Source organism: Microbispora sp. H10949 (assembly GCF_014161435.1).
Classification (GTDB): Bacteria; Actinomycetota; Actinomycetes; order Streptosporangiales; family Streptosporangiaceae; genus Microbispora; species Microbispora triticiradicis.
Genome location: NZ_JABBWZ010000017.1, coordinates 61,302 through 80,159, shown reverse-complemented (window position 1 = coordinate 80,159; position 18,858 = coordinate 61,302). Strand labels below are relative to the sequence as shown.

General features: G+C 72.6%; 17 protein-coding genes. 6 read left to right on the top strand and 11 right to left on the bottom strand.

Annotation, left to right across the window (positions count from 1 at the left end; all coding sequences use genetic code 11):
- The first annotated feature begins 75 nt into the window (after nucleotides 1-75).
- Nucleotides 76-1,716 carry a beta-N-acetylhexosaminidase gene (locus HHX40_RS33095; RefSeq protein ID WP_182883728.1) on the top strand — a complete coding sequence of 547 codons (1,641 nt, stop codon included), beginning with the start codon at nucleotides 76-78 and terminating at the stop codon, nucleotides 1,714-1,716.
- A gap of 3 nt (nucleotides 1,717-1,719) precedes the next feature.
- Here HHX40_RS33095 and HHX40_RS33090 read toward each other — a convergent pair whose 3' ends face one another.
- The 7 genes from HHX40_RS33090 to HHX40_RS33060 all read right to left on the bottom strand — a co-directional run bounded on the left by HHX40_RS33090 (nucleotide 1,720) and on the right by HHX40_RS33060 (nucleotide 6,008).
- Complete coding sequence (locus tag HHX40_RS33090; RefSeq protein WP_117408510.1) at nucleotides 1,720-2,190, bottom strand: hypothetical protein; 471 nt, start codon at nucleotides 2,188-2,190, stop codon at nucleotides 1,720-1,722.
- A 120-nt stretch (nucleotides 2,191-2,310) separates the two neighbouring features.
- The gene (locus HHX40_RS33085) at nucleotides 2,311-2,508 is read right to left on the bottom strand and encodes a heavy-metal-associated domain-containing protein (protein WP_117408511.1); all 198 of its coding nucleotides are present in this window, start codon (nucleotides 2,506-2,508) and stop codon (nucleotides 2,311-2,313) included.
- Nucleotides 2,509-2,537: 29 nt separating this feature from the next.
- Nucleotides 2,538-3,590: a quinone-dependent dihydroorotate dehydrogenase gene (locus tag HHX40_RS33080; RefSeq protein WP_182883727.1), complete on the bottom strand. Its 1,053-nt coding sequence runs from the start codon at nucleotides 3,588-3,590 to the stop codon at nucleotides 2,538-2,540.
- Nucleotides 3,591-3,618: 28 nt separating this feature from the next.
- Nucleotides 3,619-3,984, bottom strand: coding sequence for an STAS domain-containing protein (locus tag HHX40_RS33075; protein WP_182874937.1), 366 nt, complete (start codon nucleotides 3,982-3,984; stop codon nucleotides 3,619-3,621).
- On the bottom strand, nucleotides 3,956-4,684 hold the full coding sequence (locus tag HHX40_RS33070) for a GAF and ANTAR domain-containing protein (protein ID WP_165900800.1): 729 nt from the start codon (nucleotides 4,682-4,684) through the stop codon (nucleotides 3,956-3,958). Before HHX40_RS33070 ends, HHX40_RS33075 begins: the two co-directional genes overlap by 29 nt.
- A 65-nt stretch (nucleotides 4,685-4,749) precedes the next feature.
- Nucleotides 4,750-5,223 carry a GAF domain-containing protein gene (locus HHX40_RS33065; RefSeq protein WP_182883726.1) on the bottom strand — a complete coding sequence of 158 codons (474 nt, stop codon included), beginning with the start codon at nucleotides 5,221-5,223 and terminating at the stop codon, nucleotides 4,750-4,752.
- Nucleotides 5,224-5,435: 212 nt separating this feature from the next.
- Complete coding sequence (locus HHX40_RS33060; RefSeq protein WP_182874939.1) at nucleotides 5,436-6,008, bottom strand: hypothetical protein; 573 nt, start codon at nucleotides 6,006-6,008, stop codon at nucleotides 5,436-5,438.
- Nucleotides 6,009-6,430: 422 nt separating this feature from the next.
- On the opposite strand from HHX40_RS33060, the gene HHX40_RS33055 reads away from it, so the two are divergent.
- A complete protein-coding gene (locus tag HHX40_RS33055) occupies nucleotides 6,431-6,826 on the top strand; it encodes a hypothetical protein (RefSeq protein WP_182883725.1) in 396 nt (131 codons plus the stop codon).
- Nucleotides 6,827-7,019: 193 nt separating this feature from the next.
- Here the strand turns inward: HHX40_RS33055 and HHX40_RS33050 are convergent, their stop codons facing one another.
- Nucleotides 7,020-7,421 (bottom strand): SRPBCC family protein, encoded by a 402-nt coding sequence (locus tag HHX40_RS33050; RefSeq protein WP_117408520.1) that lies wholly within the window; start codon nucleotides 7,419-7,421, stop codon nucleotides 7,020-7,022.
- Nucleotides 7,422-7,529: 108 nt separating this feature from the next.
- Between HHX40_RS33050 and lpdA the strand changes: the two genes are divergently transcribed.
- Nucleotides 7,530-8,930: a dihydrolipoyl dehydrogenase gene (gene lpdA, locus HHX40_RS33045; protein ID WP_182883724.1), complete on the top strand. Its 1,401-nt coding sequence runs from the start codon at nucleotides 7,530-7,532 to the stop codon at nucleotides 8,928-8,930.
- 54 nt (nucleotides 8,931-8,984) lie between these two features.
- Entirely contained in the window at nucleotides 8,985-9,956 is a 972-nt protein-coding gene (locus HHX40_RS38030; protein ID WP_182883723.1) for an HD domain-containing protein, read from the top strand.
- A 998-nt stretch (nucleotides 9,957-10,954) separates the two neighbouring features.
- On the opposite strand, the gene HHX40_RS33035 is transcribed toward HHX40_RS38030, so the two are convergent.
- Complete coding sequence (locus HHX40_RS33035; RefSeq protein WP_182883722.1) at nucleotides 10,955-12,370, bottom strand: hypothetical protein; 1,416 nt, start codon at nucleotides 12,368-12,370, stop codon at nucleotides 10,955-10,957.
- 394 nt (nucleotides 12,371-12,764) lie between these two features.
- Here HHX40_RS33035 and HHX40_RS33030 point away from each other — a divergent pair, with 394 nt between their 5' ends.
- Together HHX40_RS33030 and HHX40_RS38025 are read left to right on the top strand one after the other, a co-directional pair.
- Nucleotides 12,765-14,195: an MFS transporter gene (locus HHX40_RS33030; RefSeq protein WP_182883721.1), complete on the top strand. Its 1,431-nt coding sequence runs from the start codon at nucleotides 12,765-12,767 to the stop codon at nucleotides 14,193-14,195.
- Nucleotides 14,196-14,365: 170 nt separating this feature from the next.
- Entirely contained in the window at nucleotides 14,366-16,432 is a 2,067-nt protein-coding gene (locus HHX40_RS38025) for a cellulose binding domain-containing protein (protein ID WP_182883720.1), read from the top strand.
- 61 nt (nucleotides 16,433-16,493) lie between these two features.
- Here the strand turns inward: HHX40_RS38025 and HHX40_RS33020 are convergent, their stop codons facing one another.
- Nucleotides 16,494-17,270 (bottom strand): class I SAM-dependent methyltransferase, encoded by a 777-nt coding sequence (locus tag HHX40_RS33020; protein WP_182883719.1) that lies wholly within the window; start codon nucleotides 17,268-17,270, stop codon nucleotides 16,494-16,496.
- 356 nt (nucleotides 17,271-17,626) lie between these two features.
- Nucleotides 17,627-18,835: an LLM class flavin-dependent oxidoreductase gene (locus tag HHX40_RS33015; RefSeq protein ID WP_182883718.1), complete on the bottom strand. Its 1,209-nt coding sequence runs from the start codon at nucleotides 18,833-18,835 to the stop codon at nucleotides 17,627-17,629.
- Between the last annotated feature and the right edge of the window lie 23 nt (nucleotides 18,836-18,858).

The window sequence follows — 18,858 nt, the reverse complement described above, 5'->3', positions numbered from 1 at the left end:
GGCGGCCGCCGGGGACTCCGGCCGGCCTGTGGACGCCGTGTCGTGCCTGTCGGTGGGGTTTGGCATCATCGCGGGATGGATGACCTGCTTCCCCTGCCGAGGTCGATCGAGACGGGCGCCGGGACGGCCGAGATCGCACCCGGGGCCGTCGTGTCGGGCCCGGCCGCCCTCTGCGACGCCGTACGGCTCGCGCTCGGCGTGCTCGACCCGCGGCCCGGCGACGCCGCCACGGCGGCCCTGCGGGTGGAGGAGGACCCCCGGCTCGGACCGGAGGCGTACGTGCTCACGATCGCCCCGGACGGCGTGCGCATCGCGGCCGGGGACCGGGCGGGCGCCTTCTACGCGGCGCAGACGCTGCGGCAGGCGCTGCCGGACGAGGCCTTCCGGTCGGCCCTTCCGCCCGGGACACGCTGGACCCTCCCCTGCGGGCGGGTGGCGGACGCACCGGCCTTCGCCTGGCGCGGCACGCATCTCGACGTGTCCCGCAGCTTCCTGCCCAAGCGGGAGGTGCTGCGCATGATCGACCTGATGGCGTCGCACAAGCTGAACCGGCTCCACCTGCACCTGGCCGACGACCAGGGCTGGCGGGTGGAGAGCAGGGCGTTCCCGCTGCTGCACGAGGTGGGCTCGCACCGCCCTCGCACGGTCGTCAGCCATCACGGGGAGGACCTCGCCTTCGATGACGTCCCGCACGGCGGTCACTACACGCTCGCCGACCTGGCCGAGATCGCGGCCTACGCCCGGGCGCGGGCGGTCGTCGTCGTGCCGGAGATCGACGTGCCGGGACACGCCTCGGCCGTGCTGGCCGCCTATCCGGCGCTCGCGTCGCGACCGGGCGAGCGCTACCGGGTGCTCGACCGGTGGGGCATCTCGCCGGCGATCCTCTCCCCGCTTCCGGCGACCGTCGACTTCCTGCTCACCGTCTTCGGTGAGATCGCCGACGCCCTGGGCGAGGTGCCGTACTTCCACATCGGCGGGGACGAGTGCGTGCTGGACGACTGGGCCGCCTCGGCCGAGATCTCGGCGTACCGCGCGTCGCTGGGGCTGGAGAGCACGGGCGACCTGCACGCGTGGTTCCTGCGGCGGCTGGCCGACGCGCTGGCCGAGCGCGGCAGCCGGGCGGTGGTGTGGGACGAGGCGTTCGTCAGCGGCGGGCTCAGGCCGGACACGATCGTGATGCCGTGGCGCGGCGAGCACGTCGCCCGGCGGGCCGCCGCGGCGGGGCACGACGTGGTGGCGACGCCGGTCTTCCCGATGTACTTCGACTACGCCGAGGCCGCCTCACCCGAGGAGCCGGCCGGCCTGGGTGACGCGATCACGGTGGCCGACGTGGCGGCGTTCGAGCCGGCGCCCGCGTCGTGGTCGCCCGAGGAGCGGGCCCGGGTCGTCGGGACGCAGTTCCAGCTGTGGAGCGAGCGCATCCCGGACGGCCGTTCGCTCGACTACCGCGCCTGGCCCCGGGGCTGCGCGGCGGCGGAGGTCGCCTGGACCGGCGGCCCGCCCGCGTCCGAGGACTTCGCCCGCCGTCTCGGCAGGCATCTCGGGCGGCTGGACGCGATCGGCGTCGAGTATCGCCCGCTCTCGGGGCCCCGGCCCTGGCAGCGCGGCGGCACCGGCCGGCGCCGGCACCGCCCGGGGATCGTCACCGTCCAGGAGGTCATGCGTCACCTGCACGAGCTGAGCCTCTCCGCCGACTCCACCCGCCCCAGCATGTGACGGTCAGGCGCCGTCGAGGACCTCGGCCACGATGGCGGCGGCGATCTTCTCGGTGTCGAGGTCCCGGTGGGCCTCGATGACCTCCCGGATCCTCGTGGTCAGGCTCAGGTCGGCGTGGGCGGCGTCGCCGATGTGGTGGGCGGCCACCGCGACGGCGGCGGCGAACTCGTAGGCGTCGTCCGGCCCGAGCCCCTGCGGGTCGATCTCCGCGAGCACGCGTGCGCCGTTCTTCGGCGAGACGCGGACCGTCCAGCCGCCGGACCGTGCGGCGACCGACAGGGTGTCCTTCCGCAGGGCGGGCGGGAACAGGACGACGGCCATCCGGCCCGCCGCGGCGAGGATCCGCTCCGCGAGCCTGCGGACGTCCTTCTTCGCGACGACGATCCTCCCGGAGCGGTTGACGATGCTCACGAGATCACCGCTGTCGGCCACGGCGATCCTCTCGCCGTCGGCCTGGTCGTAGATGGCGCTCATGGGGGTGTCACGCTTACCAGTTCTCGTCGGGGCGGGCTGCGAGACGTCGCCCATGCATGATCTCGCACTTTCCCCCCGAAAAGATCGCGTTCGGCCCTTCCGCCACAGAGGCCGGCCGGGTCACACCAGGGTGTAACCGGCCTCCTTCACGGCCTCGCGCACGGCGTCGTCGGTGACGTCGCCGGAGACCTCCAGGCGGCCGCTGCCGAGATCGACCTCGACGCCGGTGACGCCGGGGATCTCCCCGACCTCCTCCTTCACGGAGCTGACGCAGTGGCCGCAGGTCATGCCTTCGACGGTGTAGGTCTTCACGCTCATGACGGTCTTCCTATCCGAGAGAACGGGGTTCAGGCGGTCCGGCCGATCACTTCGCGGACCGAGCCGTATCCGTGCCGCCGCAGCCGGCGGGCGAGCCGCCGGTTGATGCGGGACGGCCACAGCGGGCCCTCGTAGATCAGGCCGGTGTATCCCTGGACGAGGGTGGCCCCGGCGAGCAGCCGTTCCCACACGTCGTCGACGTCCTCCACGCCTCCGACGGAGACGATCGTGAGCCGGTCACCGGCCTTCTGGTGCAGGCGGCGCAGCACTTCGAGCGAGCGGCTCTTGAGGGGCCGTCCGGACAGCCCTCCGGTCTCGGTGCTGGAGACGCCCGTACGGCTGATCGTGGTGTTGGTCGCGATGATCCCGGCGAGGTCCAGGTCGGCGGCGAGCTCGGCCACCGCGTCCACGTCCTCGTCCGCCAGGTCCGGCGCGATCTTCACGAGCAGCGGGGTGCGCCCGGCCGCCTCCTTCACCGCCGAGAGCAGCGGCCTCAGGCGGTCGACCGCCTGGAGGTCGCGCAGGCCCGGGGTGTTGGGCGAGCTGACGTTGACGACCAGGTAGTCGGCGAGCGGCGCCAGCCTGCGGGCGCTGTCCACGTAGTCCCGTACGGCCTCGGACTCGGGCACCACCTTGGTCTTGCCGATGTTGACGCCGACCACCGCCGGGAGATGCCGCACCCGGCGCAGCCGGGTGGCGGCGGCGGCCGCTCCCGCGTTGTTGAAGCCCATCCGGTTGATGACCGCGCGGCTCTCGGGCAGCCGGAACAGCCGCGGGCGCGGGTTCCCCGGCTGGGCGTGCGCGGTGATCGTGCCGACCTCGACGTGCCCGAAGCCGATCGCCGAGAGCGGCTCGACACACCGGGCGTCCTTGTCGAACCCGGCGGCGAGCCCGAACGGCGAGGGGAAGTGGACGCCGAACGCCTGGACGCGCAGCGACTCCGCCCGCGGCGCGAGCAGCCGGTGCAGCAGCCGCGTGAGGGGCGGGAACATCGCGAGCAGGCGGAGCAGTCTGATCGTGAGATGGTGGGCGGCCTCGGCGTCGAGGCGGCTCAGGACCTGCGTGAACACGAGTCGATACATCACGGCCAGACTATCGTCCGGGCGCGGGTCAGTTGAGCCGAGGACGGGCCTGGGCGGTGGGCTGGACGAGCGGCACCCGCTTCGCCACCCGGATGGACAGCGCGGCGTCGAAGCCCAGCAGCCGCAGCAGGCGCAACGGGCTTCTGCCGGGGTGGTGGAAGGTCACGCTGCCGCCCCAGCTCCGGATGCGCTCGTCGGCCCACAGCAGGCTCCGGGCGCCCGCGCAGTCCAGGAAGCCGACCCCGGACAGGTCGACCTCGACGTGCCCGGGCCGGCAGGTCTCCAGGACCTGCCCCAGGCACGCGCGGAACTCCGGCGCCCCCGACAGGTCCAGGTCGCCGCTCAGGACGAGCCCGACGCCGGCCTCAGACGACGTGGTCTGGATTCGCAACATTCCGCGGACCCTGCTCGCCCAGCAGCTCCGCCGCGAGCTCGGATACCTTCCGTCTGCTGTCCCTGGCCTGCTTGCGCAGTCCCGTGAACGCCTGTGACGCGGTCAGATCGTGCTTGCCCATGAGATAGCCGATGGCCCGCTCGATCACGACCCGGTAGTCCAGGGCGTACTGGAGCTGGTCGGCGAGCACCGCCTTCTCGTCCGCCTCCATGGACGCGAGCAGGACCTGCTCGATCACGTGCGCGTACGCGTGGAGGGCCTGGGTGTCGGTCTCCTGCCACTCGTGCGGCGCGTCCTGGTAGACGTTCAGGGTGCCCACGGGCACACCGCCGAGCCGGATCGGCACCCCCGCCACCCCGCGTACTTCGGGGTGCAACAGGTCACGCAGAGCCGGCCACCGCCGGTCGGCCCGCACGTCGACCGTCGTCACCGCGGTGTCCCCCACGTACGCCGCAACGCACGGGCCCTGGCTCGTCACCGCCTGGGCCCGTTCGAGGCTGCGGCCGCGCTCGTCCGTCGCGAAAAGGTAGCGCAGGGTGCGATCCTCCTCGGCGAACATCAGGCCGGCGCCGGAGTAGCCGAAAAGCCGATCGACCACCTGGACGATGCGCTCGAGGTGGTGCACGATCCCGGTCGCCGACCTGTCCTTCTGCAGACGTCGCAGGCTGGCGACAAGAGCCTCAGGATCGATATGGGTCATTCCGTATCCTCTCGTGAACCTCACCTCGCACCGCCGTGGCCGTGGGAGAGGTGGCGATTCGGCCATCACAACTGCCCCAGAGGGGCGCGATCAGTCCTGTTCTCTGCCAGGACCTGCAGAACGATGACCATCAGCTCACCGAGGCGGTAACCGGCTTCCACCTCTGTGCGGTCCCAGACGTGCCCCGCTCGGGCGTAGAAGTCCAGGACGCCGATGAGCTCCCCGCCCTCGACGAGAGGTACGGAGAGGACGGCCCGGACCGGGAGTGCGTGGACGGCCACGTGCGGGAACCCCAGGGGGCGATCGGCGTGCAGATCGTGGATCGCGACGAGACCGCCGCTCGCGGCGCTCGCGATGGCCGGGCCGTCGCCCACGTATTCCTGGGCGGACTCCAGCAGGACCCCGTCGTCGTCCGTCGCACCGATCGCGCGAAGGCGGTCCTGCGCGTCGAGGAGCATCAACGCGGCGCCGTCGACGCCGAACAGACCGGCCATGCCGGTGAGGACGTTCTCCAATACAGACGACGCGTCCGATGCCATCGCGAGCCCACTCTCAAACGATCAAGCGGCCGCGGACACAGGGCGGATTGCCCCTAAGCCTAGTGGGCTCTGAGCAGTTGAAGCCAGGTGATCCTCAGGGTTGGCCGACAGGCCGCCCCGGCTGTGGTGAGGGACACGGAAAACCGCCCTCCCGTACGGCCCGGCGGGGGCCGTACGGGAGGGCGGATGGCGGGCCTCGAACGGCCCGGGCGTCAGTGCTTGGCCCTCTTCCCCTCGGGGGTGACGGCGTACCACTCGCCGCCGAAGTCGCGGACGTTCTGGCCGGTCACGTCCCCGGCCTTCCGGTCCTTGGCGTAGTAGTACAGCGGGTGCTTGTTGTAGGTCACCTGGGTGCCGCCGTCCGGCCGTCTGATCGTCCCCAGCAGGTCGGCGCGCACTCCCGAGCCCGGCTGGGGCGTGCCCGCGGTGAGCACCGGCGGCCAGGCCGCGGCGCAGGCCTGCGTGCAGGCGGAGACGCCGCCCTTGTCCTTGGTGAACAGGTAGACCGTCCGGCCGTCCACGCCGGCCAGCACGGTGCCGAGCGAGGTGGACGCCGCGTCGAGACGCGCGGGACCGGTCGGGGTGGCCTGGACGGGAGAGGTCGGCGTCGCCGGGACTCCGGTGCTCGGCGCGACCGTCCCCGAGGGATACTCGGAGGGCTCCGCCGGGGTCGGCTCTTCGACCCGGTCGTTGGCGACACGGTTCGCCTCGTTGTCACCGGCACCGCCGCATCCGGCGGCCAGCAGGCTGAGCGCGACCGCGCCGGCATACAGCAGTTTCCTCATGTTCGGCCTCCTCGGAAGTGGGCGAGTCGGCTCCAAGGACACACGCGGCGCCGGGGCGCCCGCCGTCGGACGCCAAGATCGGGGACAGGGCTTTGCCGTTCCGTGGGTTCCTCCTCACCGATCTCCCGCCCCTTCGGGGCGGAGGACGGACGTCCGCGGATGAACCGCCGCGTCCCGGGAAGACGACCCGAAGCCGTACAGCCGCGCCGCGTCCACGGGAGGCCCTGGGAGGGCCGGCGGAGGGCGCGCCGACACGCGGAACGATCACGAGGAGGTACGCGGGCGTCCGCCCCGGGCGGTGCGAAGCTGAACCCGCGGCGGCCCGTGGGCACGGCCGGCAGGCCGGCGACGGGGGAATGCCGATGACGCCCCCCGCCGGGGACACCCTGTAGCCGATGCCGCTGAAGACAAGGAGTATCCGCATGACCGAGGACACGCGACCGCCCGCCGTCGAGCCGTCCGAGGTCGGACGCCCGATCGGCCGTGCGGGAGCGTGGCCGTCCTCTCCGGACCCGGCGGGCCTGGTCTCACCGGACCCCACGGCGCCGACCTCGCCGGAACCCAACGGGATGATCTCGCCGGACCCCACGGGTCTGGAGGCGTGGATAAGGCAGGTCCTCGGCCTGGCCGGGGCCCGGGCCTCGGCCTTCACCCTTCCGCTGCCCCGGCCCACCGCCCCCGCCGACGCCGCCCCGGCCGACACAGCCCCGGCCGAAGGCGCTCAGCCCGGCACCGCGCCTGCCGGCACCGCTCATGCCGACACCGCCAGGGCCGGGAACCCGGCCGCCGGGCCGGACGCGGACGGCACCGGCGGGTAGACCCGGCGGCGCATGGACACGGCGGCCACGGCGGCGCATGGACACGGCGGCGCATGGACACGGCGGCGCATGGACACGGCGGCGCATGGACACGGCGGCGCGGCGGTCCCTGCGGCACGGGGGTCCCGGCGAGCCGTGCCGTGCGCCTGCGCGCGGCTCCGCGAACCGTCCTCCGGGGAACGGGTCCGGCGGGTCAGGCGGCCTGGTGGCGCACCTGCTCGGCGAGGCGTTCGAGGCTCTCGTCGAGTGCCCGCTCGATCGCCTCGGCGGGCGGCGTGTGCCCCTCGTCGAAGAAGGACAGGTGCACCGTGACGTCGCTGCTGTCGTCGTCGATGCCGGCCACCTGCAGCCAGCCGGCGTACCGGTCGACGTCCCGGGTGCCCCACTCCATGCGCAGCTGGTCCTGCTCGGCCCGCAGCAGCGCGCGCTCGTCCTCCCCCGTCTGGTCCTCGTGGACGGTGACCGCGGGCGGCTCCTCCTCGCGCACGTGCAGGTCGCGCGGCATCCACAGATCGAGACCGCCGACGTCGCTCGCCTGCCGGAAGACCTGGTCGGCCGGGGCGGGCATCCTGCGGGAACGCTCGAATTCGCTCATGGTCGGTCATTCCTCCCTGTCTAGCGCGTAACCGGCCCCTACCCCGGGCGGGCCCGTCCATCCGGCCCCGGGGAACGCGGGAGAAGGCGGCGGCGTAGGGTCCGGTGCATGACCGATCATTACGATGTCGTGGTCCTCGGCGCGGGACCCGGCGGCTACACCGCCGCGGTCCGCTCGGCCCAGCTCGGGCTCAGCACGGCGGTCGTCGAGGAGCGCTACTGGGGTGGTGTCTGCCTCAACGTCGGATGCATCCCTTCCAAGGCGCTGCTGCGCAACGCCGAGCTCGCCCACATCCTCACGAACGAGACCAAGACGTTCGGCATCCAGGCGGACGGCCCGATCACGCTCGACTACGGCGCGGCCTTCCGCCGCAGCCGGCAGGTCGCGGACGGGCGGGTCAAGGGCGTCCACTACCTGATGAAGAAGAACGGCATCACCGAGTACGACGGCCGGGGCGCCTTCACCGGCCCCGACGCGATGGAGGTGCGCGGCGCGGACGGCTCGGTGCGGACGATCACCTTCGACCACTGCATCGTCGCGGCCGGGGCGACGACCCGCCTGCTGCCCGGGACGTCCCTGTCCGAGCGCGTGGTGACGTACGAGGAGCAGATCCTCAGCGAGACGCTGCCGGAGAGCGTCGTCATCGCGGGCGCCGGGGCGATCGGCGTCGAGTTCGCGTACGTGCTGCACAACTACGGCGTGAAGGTGACGATCGTCGAGTTCCTCGACCGGATGGTCCCGCTGGAGGACCAGGAGGTGTCCGCCGAGCTCGCGCGGCGCTACCGGCGGCTCGGCATCGAGGTGCTGACCTCCACCCGGGTCGAGTCGATCGACGACACCGGCGAGAAGGTGAAGGTCACGGTCTCCCGGAACGGCGAGACGTCCGTGCTGGAGGCCGGCAAGGTCCTGCAGGCCATCGGCTTCCAGCCGCGCGTCGAGGGATACGGCCTGGAGAAGACGGGCGTACGGCTGACCGAGCGCGGCGCGATCGCCGTGGACGGCAGGTGCCGCACCAGCGTCCCGCACATCTTCGCCATCGGCGACGTCACGGCCAAGCTCATGCTGGCGCACGCCGCCGAGTCGATGGGGATCGTGGCCGCCGAGACGATCGCCGGCGCCGAGACCATGGAACTCGACTACGTGATGATCCCCCGCGCGACCTACTCCCAGCCGCAGATCGCGAGCTTCGGCTACACCGAGGCCCAGGCGCGTGAGCAGGGCTTCGACGTGAAGGTGGTCAAGTTCCCGTTCACGGCGAACGGCAAGGCCCACGGCCTCGCCGACCCCGCCGGGTTCGTCAAGGTGCTCAGCGACGCGAAGTACGGCGAGCTCCTCGGCGCCCACCTCATCGGGCCCGACGTCACCGAGCTGCTGCCGGAGCTGACGCTGGCCCAGCAGTGGGACCTGACCGTGCACGAGGTGGCGCGCAACGTCCACGCCCATCCCACCCTCGGCGAGGCGGTGAAGGAGGCGATCCACGGACTGGCCGGCCACATGATCAATATGTGAGGACGTCCGCACGGTCGGTTACCCTGATCCCGAAGGCCAGGCGCGAGGACGTGGGTGGGGACGTCCCCAGGGGCGACCCCGTACGGCCCGCGCGTGGCGCGGCGGCCCGGTACGGGCGGACGACGCGAGGGCGGCCCGATGGCGAGGGACGACGCGAACGGCACGGGCACCCCGCTGCCGCCGGGCCATGCCGGCGCCGCCGACGCGCCGGCTCTGCTGGCCGTCATGCGTGAGCTGGTCTTCCCGCCGTACCTGATCGAACGGTCCTCCGTCGTGCCGCAGCACGTGACGCGGCGGGAGAACGACGCGGAGCACTCCTTCGCCCTGGGCCTGGCCGCCGTCTGCCTCGCCCCGCTGGTCGACCCGGCGCTGGACCTCGGCAGGATCGCCAGGTACGCGCTGGTCCACGACCTGCCGGAGGTCCACGCGGGGGACGTCTCCGTCTACGCCGGCCCGGCCGAACGGGAGAAGAAGGCCGTACGCGAGGAGGAGGCGCGGGAGATCATCGCCCGCGACTTCGGCGGGACGTTCCCCTGGCTCGTCGAGGACCTCGACGGCTACCGGGCGCAGCGCGACGCGGAGAGCAGGTTCGTCTACGCGCTGGACAAGCTGCTCCCCCACGTCAACGTGCTCCTCGCCGACCATCACCCGCTGCGGCCGACCTGGGCGGCGTACCGGCGCACCGAGATCACGGCCAGACGGAAGATCGCGGCGAGCTGCCCGGCACTGCTGCCTCTCTTCGAGGAGCTGTGCCGGGAGTTCGCCCGGCGGCCCCACCTCTTCTCCGGCGGGGCGCCACTTCAGGGGTCGTCACCTCCCGCCGCGGGAGATGACGATGGTCGCCAGGGCGAGCAGGACCGCCCCGGTGACGGCGGACAGCATCCGCAGGTGCAACGGGAACGACGGCCCGAGCACGGCGGGCAGGGCGACGAGGAAGGCGCCGGCCGCGTTCGCGGACACCCGGAGGAAGAGCCGCGACCGCGACCGGTGCACGACCACGGGAAAGCCCACCTTCGTCGTCAGTGAGCCCGGCGCCTGCTCCGCCTGCCCGTCCGCCGCCAGCCTGATCGTCACCCGCGCGAGCGCGTCGAAGGCGAGCGCCTCGGGCTGGAGCCAGAACTCCACCGTGTCGTAGCGGAGCGACAGGTCGTACGACCAGTCGGAGGAGATCTTGAGATAGGTGCCGTCGGTCGCGCAGGCGAGCTGCCGCATCGGCTCGCAGTAGCCGTCCGCGTAGAACGTGACCCGCACCTTCACCGAGTCGCTGTCGCTGAGGCTCAGCCGGCCCGCCGCGTCGAGCCCGGCCCTCCTGTCGTCGCCCAGCACGGGTTCCTCCACCCGTACGAAGTAGGAGGACCTGAAGGTGGGATGCTGCGCCAGCCGCCGGGCCACGCCGAGCCACAGGTGCGGGTCGTCGGCACGGGTCCGCGGTGGCGGGAGCGGGTCGGGGAACCGGGCGGTGGCCGGGTAGAAGCGGGCGCCGTTGACCGCTTCGAGCCCGGCGACGAACGACGCGCCCCTTTCCCTGATCTCCGCCTCGGTGAGGGGGAAGTCGTCCAGGTTCGCGTAGTCGTCAACCCGCAGGCGGAACACGAACATGTCGGCGACCCGGACGGCGGCGACGATCACGGCGAGGCGCACCGGCACCACGAACGGCGGCGGCGCCGGGGACCGCGACACCGGACCCTGGGACACCGGACCCTGCGACACCGGGGGCTGCGACACCGGACCCTGCGCCGTCGGGGACTGCGCCGTCGGGAACAGGGGCGCCGGGGCCTGGGCGTCGGCCACGAAACCGAGCAGGCAGCGCCGCCCGACGACCGAGCGGTCCGCGACCGCTCGCTGGAGGGCCCGCGCGACGTAACCGGCCTTGTACCGGAACTGGATGACCGCCCCTCGGGGCAGGGCCAGCGCCGTCAGGACGTCCTCGGCGTATCTCCGCCGCAGGTCGGACGAGAGCAGGAGCACCGAGGGCCGGGCGTCCGCCGGGCCCGCCGCCCTCGTCCGGAGGAGACCCGGGGCCCTCATCGCCGGGCCTCCGATCGCCCGTCGAGCGGATGGCCGTCGAGCAGGTGGTCGTCGAGCGCGAGGAACCGGGGCCACACCCGGTCCTTCGGCAGTTCGTCGAGGCCGAGCCTCGTCGTGGGCTCGTACCGCAGGCCCCGGTCGGCCAGCGCCCGGTGCTCGCCGAGGACGATCGGCTCCGGCACGCTCCTCGACTGGTCTCCGGTGAGGTCGACGACGAGCCGCCGGGGGTCGTGGGACGGGCCGATCTCGACCCAGCAGTGGTGGCTCACGTCCTCGTCGTCGCGGCGGCCGACCCGCAGGCGGCCGTAGCAGTACGCGGGTTCGAGCAGCAGGCCGGCCCGCAACTCGCGGGCGAGCCAGACCGACGTCACGCCGCACTGCCCGCGCGGGTCTCCGTCGCCCACCCGCTCCTCCTGGTAGCGCGGGTGGACCGTCCGGTCCGACCAGCAGGCCTCCAGCATCCGCCGGTAGCCGAGGAGCCGGGCCCGCCACTCGGGCGAGGCGAGGTCCGCCTGCCGGGGTCTCACGTGCTCACCGCCCGAGTGCGTGCGCCGCGGCACCGTGATCAGGCCGTCGAATGCCCGGACGGTCCGCTTCGCCGCCGTGGTGACGCCGAGGATCATGAGGACGTTGCGCGGCGTGTCCAGAAGCTGCGGCACCGACCTCCCCGGCATCCGCCGCGTCTGGAAGAGCCCCGTCTCGTCGTACCGGTACGCCACGGGAGACAGCGCGACGGGGACGAACCCCGACGCCAGGAACGCGGCGCCGTCGAAGCCGAGCATCGGGTTGCAGGCGGTGACGACGTAGTCGCCGGCGTCCGCGAGCCTGATCTCCCTGACGGCGCGGGCGACGGTCAGGCTCATGAGGTTGGCCGGGATCCCGGCCAGTCCGTGCATCCTCGTCAGGACCAGCACCCGGCCGGGCTCCACCCGCAGCCCGTGCCCCGCCAGCGCCTCCATGACGTACTGCCGGTCGCACCGCGAGAAGGCCACGTACGTGAGCGGCATCGTGGCGCCCGGCAGGAACAGCCCGAACTGGAGGAGGGTGTCGGCCCGCTCGCTGTGCAGGTAGTGCAGGCGGGACTGGACGAGATGACCGACGCTGGGCCTGACCTTCCCGAAGCGCAGCCGGGTCCGGTACCCGTCGGTGAACGAGAGACTCAGGTCGCGGCGCACCTTCTCGACGTTCAGCAGGACGGAGGCGTGCGCCTGGTGCGCCGCGTCCTGCGCCGACTGCTCCACCTGCGCCGCCCGTACGACGGCCGGCAGCCGGATCTCCTCGTAGACCTTGTCAGGCGACCATCCGACGATCGCCGTTCTGCTCAGCCGCGGCAGGTGCAACCTCACCTGGATCTCCAGGGCCCGGAGATCCACCCCTGTCGTCTCGGCGTCGGCGCGGATGCGCGCCCGCATCACCTCCATGAAAGACTCGACATCCCGATCACGAAGCCCCTCTCCCCACGAAATCTCGCTTCGCGCTTTCTCCCTTCGCGGCGTACACGTGGTCTTGGGCACGTTTTCTCCCGCAATCCGCGAGAAGTTCTGTCAAGGACGCCGTCAAGGATAGAACCCGAATGGCCCCCTGTCAGGGCCGCGACCGATTCGGCATCACCTTTTAACGCACTCGCCGCAATTGCCGGGAACCGGCGCCGCGAATTCGTCATGGGACGATTTCCCGATAGGGCGGCCCGCCGCCCGGAGCAGCGACCGAGGGCCGCCGCCCGCGCCCGGGTTGTGTCGGTTCGAGTGCGTACGATCGGTGCCGGTCCGCCGGACGGTGGGCCGCACCGACAGAAGGGGGCCGCCGGTGAGCGGGGCGGGGTTCCAGACGCGCAGGATCGGGCTCCTCGTCACCGGCAACCTGCTCGGCGGCATCGGGGTCGCGGGTGGATTCGCGGTCGGCGGACTGCTGGTCGAACGGCTGGGCGGCACCTCGTTCGCGGGGCTCGGCCAGGGCGCGAGCGTGCTCGGCTCGGCGGTCGCGGCGGTCCCGCTGGCCGCTCTGGCGGCCCGGTACGGACGGCGCAGGTCACTCGCGGTGGGATACGCGCTGGCGATGGCCGGCGCCGTGCTGATCATCACCGCGGCGGTGGTCGCACAGGTCGTCGTCCTGCTGGCCGGGCTCGCCCTCTTCGGCGTCGCCCAGGCGGTGAACCTGCAGACCCGGTACGCCGCGGCGGACGGCGCGCCCGCCGCCACCCGGGCCCGGCTGATGTCGCTGGTGATCTGGGCGACCACGATCGGCTCGGTGGCGGGGCCCAACCTGAGCGAGCCGGGCGAGCGCACCGGCCGCCTGCTGGGCCTGCCCGCCCTGACCGGACCGTACCTGTTCGCGGTCCTGTCCTTCGCGCTGGCGGCCGTGGCCGCGCTGTTCCTGCCGCGCGCGGCCCGCGCCCCCGTCCCGGCGGCCGGCACAGCGGCCGGCACAGCGACCGGCACAGCGACCGGCACAGCGGCCAGCACAGCGCCGGCCGGAGCGGGTGATCCCACGGACGCGGACGGTGCATCCCCCGGCGCGTCTCCCGGCGGATCCCCGGGCACGTCTCCCGGCGCTCCTCCGGGCGAGTCCCCGGGCGGGGCGCGCGCCGCGCTGGGCTGGGCCCTGCGGCATCCGGCGGCCCGGCTCGGCGTGGTGCTGATCGCGGTGGCGCACGCGGTGATGGTCATGGTCATGGTCATGACCCCGCTGCACATGCAGCACCACGGCATGTCGCTGCGGCTGGTGGGCGTGGTGATCTCCCTGCACGTGCTGGGGATGTACGCGCTCAGCCCGCTCTTCGGGTGGCTGGCCGACCGGTTCGGCCCGGTCCGCGTCGCCCTCGCCGGTCTGGCGACGCTGGCGGTGTCCGTGGTCCTCGGTTTCTCCGCCGCCGCCCTGCAGGCCGGGAGCGTGCTCACCGCGACCGCGCTCACCGTGCTCGGCCTGGGCTGGTCGGCGTCGATGCTCTCCGCGTCGGTCCTGCTGGCGAACGCCGCACCGGACCGGTTGCGGATCCCGTTGCAGGGCGCCACCGACGCCGGCATGAGCTACGCGGGGGCGGTGGCGGCCGCGCTGGCGGGCCCGATCCTCGCCGCCGGTGGGTTCCAGGCGGTCAACATCGCCGCCGCGGTCATCATGCTGCCGGCCGTGGCCGCCGCGGCGACCGTCCTGCGGGCCCGCCGAGAGGGAGGGCACGGCGAGGGAGGGCTCGGGGTGACCGGCCCGCGGGACGCCGAACCCGCGGCCGAGCGGGGCTGAACGAATCATGGCCGTGACCGGCGCTGGACACCGCTGATCGGCGCTGATCGGCGCCGGCCCCGGGACGGCGCCGGACGGGCGGCCGCCGGGCTTGACTAAACGATCACAGCGGTCGATCGTCGGAGCCTCGTGGCACTGGAAGCACCCCTCCCCGCAACCCGGAGTACTACATGCGAAGAGCCCTGGCCGTTCCGCTCGCCGCGCTCGTGGCCGCGCCCCTGCTCGCCGCCGCGGCCCCCGCCCAGAGTTCTCCGCCGCCGCCCGCCCCACCGGTGCGGGGCGACGCCGTCACGGTCACGGTCAACGCGAACGCCGGGCTCGGCGCCGTCCACGAGGCGGCGTACGGCGCCAACGCCGCCATCTGGGACGCGCACATGAACGACCCGGAGGTGGCGCGGCTGTACCGGCGGGCGGGCATCGCCGTGGTGCGCTACCCGGGCGGCTCGTACGGCGACCTCTATCACTGGAAGACCCACACGGCGCCGGGCGGGACCGTGGCGCCCGGCACGGACTTCGACGCGTTCATGCGCACGGTCAGGGCGGCCGGCGCCCAGCCGGTGGTGATCGCCAACTACGGGACCGGGACCCCGGAGGAGGCGGCCGGCTGGGTCCGGTACGCCAACGTCACCAAGAAGTACGGCGTGAAGTACTGGGAGATCGGCAACGAGCTCTACGGCAACGGCCACTACGGCGCCACCTGGGAGTCCGACGACCACCCGGACAAGAGCCCCGCGGCGTACGCCCGCAACGCGCTCGACTACGTCCGCGCGATGAAGGCCGTCGATCCCGCCATAAAGGTCGGGGCGGTGCTCACCATCCCCGGAAGCTGGCCGGACGGCGTGGTGGCCGCGGGCGACTCGGCGAACTGGAACCACACCGTCATCCCGGCGCTGGCCTCCGAGGTCGACTTCTTCACCGTGCACTGGTACCCGGGCACGAGCATCCCGGACACGACCGGCGACGTCACCGCGTTGCTGGCCTCCCCGCCGAGGCTCGCCGAGATGCTGGCCCAGGTGCGGGCCGACGTCGCCGCCCTGGGCGGCCGCGACGTGCCGCTCGCGCTGACCGAGGTCGCCTCCAACATCGGGCGCAACGTGCACGCGGCCGGACTGTTCGCCGCCGACGCCTACCTGACCGCGCTGGAGAACGGCGTTTTCACCGTGGACTGGTTCGACACCCACAACACGGTCGAGAAGGTCAGCACGATCGACGGCGAGACCGACTTCCAGGACATCGGCTTCCTGTCGCTCGGCCAGTGCGCCGACGGCGTCTGCGAGCCCCCCGTCAACACGCCGTTCCCCTCCTACCACGGCATCGAGATCCTCGGCACCGCCGCCCGCCCCGGCGACGACCTGATCAGGGCGGCCTCCGACCAGCCGAAGGTGGCCGTGCACGCCGTACGGCGGGCCGGCGGCGACCTGTCCGTCGTGCTGATCAACAAGGATCCGGCCACCGCCTATCCCGTGCGGTTCCGGTACGACGGGTTCACCCCCTCGGGGCGGACCCCCGTGACGTACGCCTTCACTCGCGGGGCCGACTCGATCGTCCGGGCGGAGCAGGGCGGCCCGTACACGACGACGCTGCCGCCGTACTCGGTGACGACGATGACGCTGAGCGCGGCGAAGGGCCCGAAGCCCGCGCCGGCCCCGGGAACGCCTGCGGCGCGCGGCACCGCGGACGGCGTCACCGTGAGCTGGCCCGCCGCCGGGGGACCGCGGGCGGACCGGTACGAGGTGTACCGCCAGGTGGGCACGGAGACCACGCTGCTGGGCACGACCCGGGACACCTCGCTGACGCTGCGCGGTCTTGAGCCCGGCGCCGCCTACACGGTCAACGTGCTGGCCCGGGACCGGGCCGGACGGCTGTCGCGGCCCTCCGCCCCGGTGACCTTCACCGCTCCCACGCCTCCGGACAGCGCCTGCGCGGTCCGTTACCGGGTGACCCAGGGCTGGGGCCGCGGCTTCGTCGCCACGGTCACCGTCACCAACCGCGGCGCGGCCGACGTGTCCGGCTGGACGCTGGCGTTCCGCTTCCCGGTGGCCGGGGAACGCGTCAGCAGCGGGTCGGGCGGCACGTGGACGTCGGAGGGTCAGGACGTGCGGGTCGTCCCCGGTGAACAGAACGGGACGATCCCCGCGGGCGGCTCGGTCTCCGTCGGCTTCGTCGGCGCGAACGAGGGGGCGTATCCGTCCCCCACGGTCTTCCGCCTGAACGGCGCCGTCTGCACGACGCTGTAGTCGTCCCCACTGTTGGCGTCCCGCTGAGGGCGTCCCCACTGGACTCGTCAGGGGGACGCCCTCAGTGGGTCACGCGCAGCTTGGACTGCTTGTGCCGGGACCGCTCCCAGTCGTCCATGAACCTGGCCTTCAGGCCGTACCGCTCGGCGAGCCGCACCAGCGTCTCGGTGCGGTAGTAGAAGTCCTCGCGCAGCACGTGGTGCTCGGCCTTCTCCGTACGGTCGAAGGTGAAGTCGAAGAAGCCGTCGGGGTGCAGGACGCGCCCGACGTGCCGCAGGCACTCGTCGATCACCTCGATCGGACTGTGGGAGAAGACGCTGTGCGCGTGGACCACGGTGAAGTGCGCGTCGGGGAGGAAGCCGAAGGTCAGGTCGTTCACCAGGGTCAGGTGCGGCAGCCGCGACTGCAGCCCGCGCTGCGCGACCGTGTCCGCGGCGGCCAGCAGGATCTCCGGCGAGATGTCGATGCCGTGGTAGTGGCCCGGCTCCAGGTGGTCGATCAGCCGCCACCCCAGGCGCAGGTTGCCGCAGCCGATGTCGAGCACGCGGTCGCGCGGCGTCAGCCCGTGCCGGACCAGGTAGTCGAACTGCAGCTTTCCGATCCGCAGCCAGCTCTCCCTGCCGTGACTGCCGATCGCGGCGTCCGCGTTCATCTCCGCGATGTCGGCCCGCATCACCTCCCGGTAGTACGAGACGTGGTCGGCGGTCGTGAGCCGCAGCCGCGTGTCGCGGGTCACCCGCCGCAGATGCGGCCAGACCTTTCCGGGGTGACGCAGAGCGTAGGCCACCTGGTAGCTGAGACGTGACCGCGGCCTTTTCACGTATGGCTGTCGCTGCATGCCCCAACGGTAGGCGCGCGGCAGGCGAGGTCATTCGGTTTCACGTACGGCATCAAGGAAATTTTGCCCAGAAGAATTTCGCGGCCGCGGCGGGATTCCCGGACATCTCGAATGACGGCGCGCCGCATTTTGGGCGAAACGCGGCGAATTCTTGCCCTCGATGCCGCTGAGGGTTGAATTCCGCCGTGAGAGGCTTTCTCACAAGCGCCCGCCTCGCCGGGCGCGACCCCGCGGCCCATCGCCAACAAAGCCGCCCGGTGTTGTGATGGCGAAAAACCGCATGAAGCCCGCCCTCCTCGTTCTTCGCGACGAGGAGGGCGGTGCCGCGTACGGACGGTTCCGGGAAGTTCCGGGGTTCAGCCGGCGGCGACCAGCGGCGAACCCGGCTGTGACGCACCTGACGGCGACGGCCCGGCAGGCTTGGGCCTCGTGTACCCCGCGGGCCGCAGCGCTCCGGGGTCGTCGTGCGTCACCGGCAGCAACGGCATCACCTGGGTGCCGAACCGGTAGGTCTCCTCCAGCAGCGGGTTGCCCGAGACGATGAACGAGTCGATCCCCAGGGCGTGGTACTCGCGGATCCGGGCGGCGACCGACTCGGGGCTGCCGACCAGCGCCAGCCCGGGACCTCCCCGGATCAGGCCGAAGCCGGACCAGACGTTCGGGTAGACCTCCAGGTCCCTCGCGAAGCGGGGTTTGACGCCCTTGTGGAACGACAGTTGCCGCGCCTGCCCGACCGACTCCTGCCGCCCGGACTCCGCCTGCACCCGCGCGACGACGTCGTCGTCCAGGTGGTCGAGCATGTCCTGCGCGGCGGCCCACGCCTCCTCGTCGGTGTCCCGGACGATGAGGTTGAGGCGGATGCCGAAGCGGAGGCTCCGGCCGTGCCGCGCCGCGCGGGCGCGGACGTCCGCGATCAGTTCGGCGGTCTCGGCGGGCGGCTCGCCCCAGGTCAGGTAGTTGTCGATGTGCTTGGCGGCGACGTCGCGGGCGATCGGCGAGGCGCCGCCGAACCACAGCGGCGGGTACGGCTGCTGGAGGGACAGGAACGCCGCCTCGGCTCCGCGGATCTTGAGGTGCTTACCGTCGAAGTCGACCCGTTCCCCGCGCATGAGCGCCCGGTAGACGGTGAGGAACTCGTCGGTGTGCTCGTACCGCTCCTCGTGCTTGAGGTGCACGCCGGCGGCCTCCAGCCCGGTGTGGCCGCTGACGACGTTGAGGACGACCCGGCCGCCGGAGTTCTGGTCGAGTGTCGTCGCGAGCTTGACCAGCGACGTCGGCGTGTAGACCGAGGGGTGTACGGCGATGACGAACTTCATCCGCCGGGTGGTCGGGACCAGCGAGGCCGCCGTGATCCAGGGGTCCATGCCGCTCGTCGGCTGGGTGGCCAGCAGCGCCCCGTAGAAGCCGTTGACGTCGATCGACTTCGCCCACGCCTGGACGTACTCGAAGTCGACTCTGCGCCTCCAGGCCGGGTCCCAGGGATAGCGGCCGTCGCCCGCGATCAGGTACCAGAGGATCTCCAGGCGGCGCTCGGGGAGCGGCGGGAGGGAGCCGGGGTCGGTCATGAGTTCGCTCCTGCTGTCCTGCT

Bases quoted from the DNA above. Each gene is read 5' to 3' on its own strand.
- HHX40_RS33070 (WP_165900800.1), bottom strand. From the start codon at position 4,684: ATGACCCATATCGATCCTGAGGCTCTTGTCGCCAGCCTGCGACGTCTG.
- HHX40_RS33055 (WP_182883725.1), top strand. From the start codon at position 6,431: ATGACCGAGGACACGCGACCGCCCGCCGTCGAGCCGTCCGAGGTCGGA.
- HHX40_RS33090 (WP_117408510.1), bottom strand. From the start codon at position 2,190: ATGAGCGCCATCTACGACCAGGCCGACGGCGAGAGGATCGCCGTGGCC.
- HHX40_RS33060 (WP_182874939.1), bottom strand. From the start codon at position 6,008: ATGAGGAAACTGCTGTATGCCGGCGCGGTCGCGCTCAGCCTGCTGGCC.
- HHX40_RS33035 (WP_182883722.1), bottom strand. From the start codon at position 12,370: ATGCGGGCGCGCATCCGCGCCGACGCCGAGACGACAGGGGTGGATCTC.
- HHX40_RS33065 (WP_182883726.1), bottom strand. From the start codon at position 5,223: ATGGCATCGGACGCGTCGTCTGTATTGGAGAACGTCCTCACCGGCATG.
- HHX40_RS38025 (WP_182883720.1), top strand. From the start codon at position 14,366: ATGCGAAGAGCCCTGGCCGTTCCGCTCGCCGCGCTCGTGGCCGCGCCC.
- HHX40_RS33075 (WP_182874937.1), bottom strand. From the start codon at position 3,984: ATGTTGCGAATCCAGACCACGTCGTCTGAGGCCGGCGTCGGGCTCGTC.
- HHX40_RS33085 (WP_117408511.1), bottom strand. From the start codon at position 2,508: ATGAGCGTGAAGACCTACACCGTCGAAGGCATGACCTGCGGCCACTGC.
- HHX40_RS33020 (WP_182883719.1), bottom strand. From the start codon at position 17,270: ATGCAGCGACAGCCATACGTGAAAAGGCCGCGGTCACGTCTCAGCTAC.
- HHX40_RS33015 (WP_182883718.1), bottom strand. From the start codon at position 18,835: ATGACCGACCCCGGCTCCCTCCCGCCGCTCCCCGAGCGCCGCCTGGAG.
- HHX40_RS33095 (WP_182883728.1), top strand. From the start codon at position 76: ATGGATGACCTGCTTCCCCTGCCGAGGTCGATCGAGACGGGCGCCGGG.
- lpdA (WP_182883724.1), top strand. From the start codon at position 7,530: ATGACCGATCATTACGATGTCGTGGTCCTCGGCGCGGGACCCGGCGGC.
- HHX40_RS33080 (WP_182883727.1), bottom strand. From the start codon at position 3,590: ATGTATCGACTCGTGTTCACGCAGGTCCTGAGCCGCCTCGACGCCGAG.
- HHX40_RS33050 (WP_117408520.1), bottom strand. From the start codon at position 7,421: ATGAGCGAATTCGAGCGTTCCCGCAGGATGCCCGCCCCGGCCGACCAG.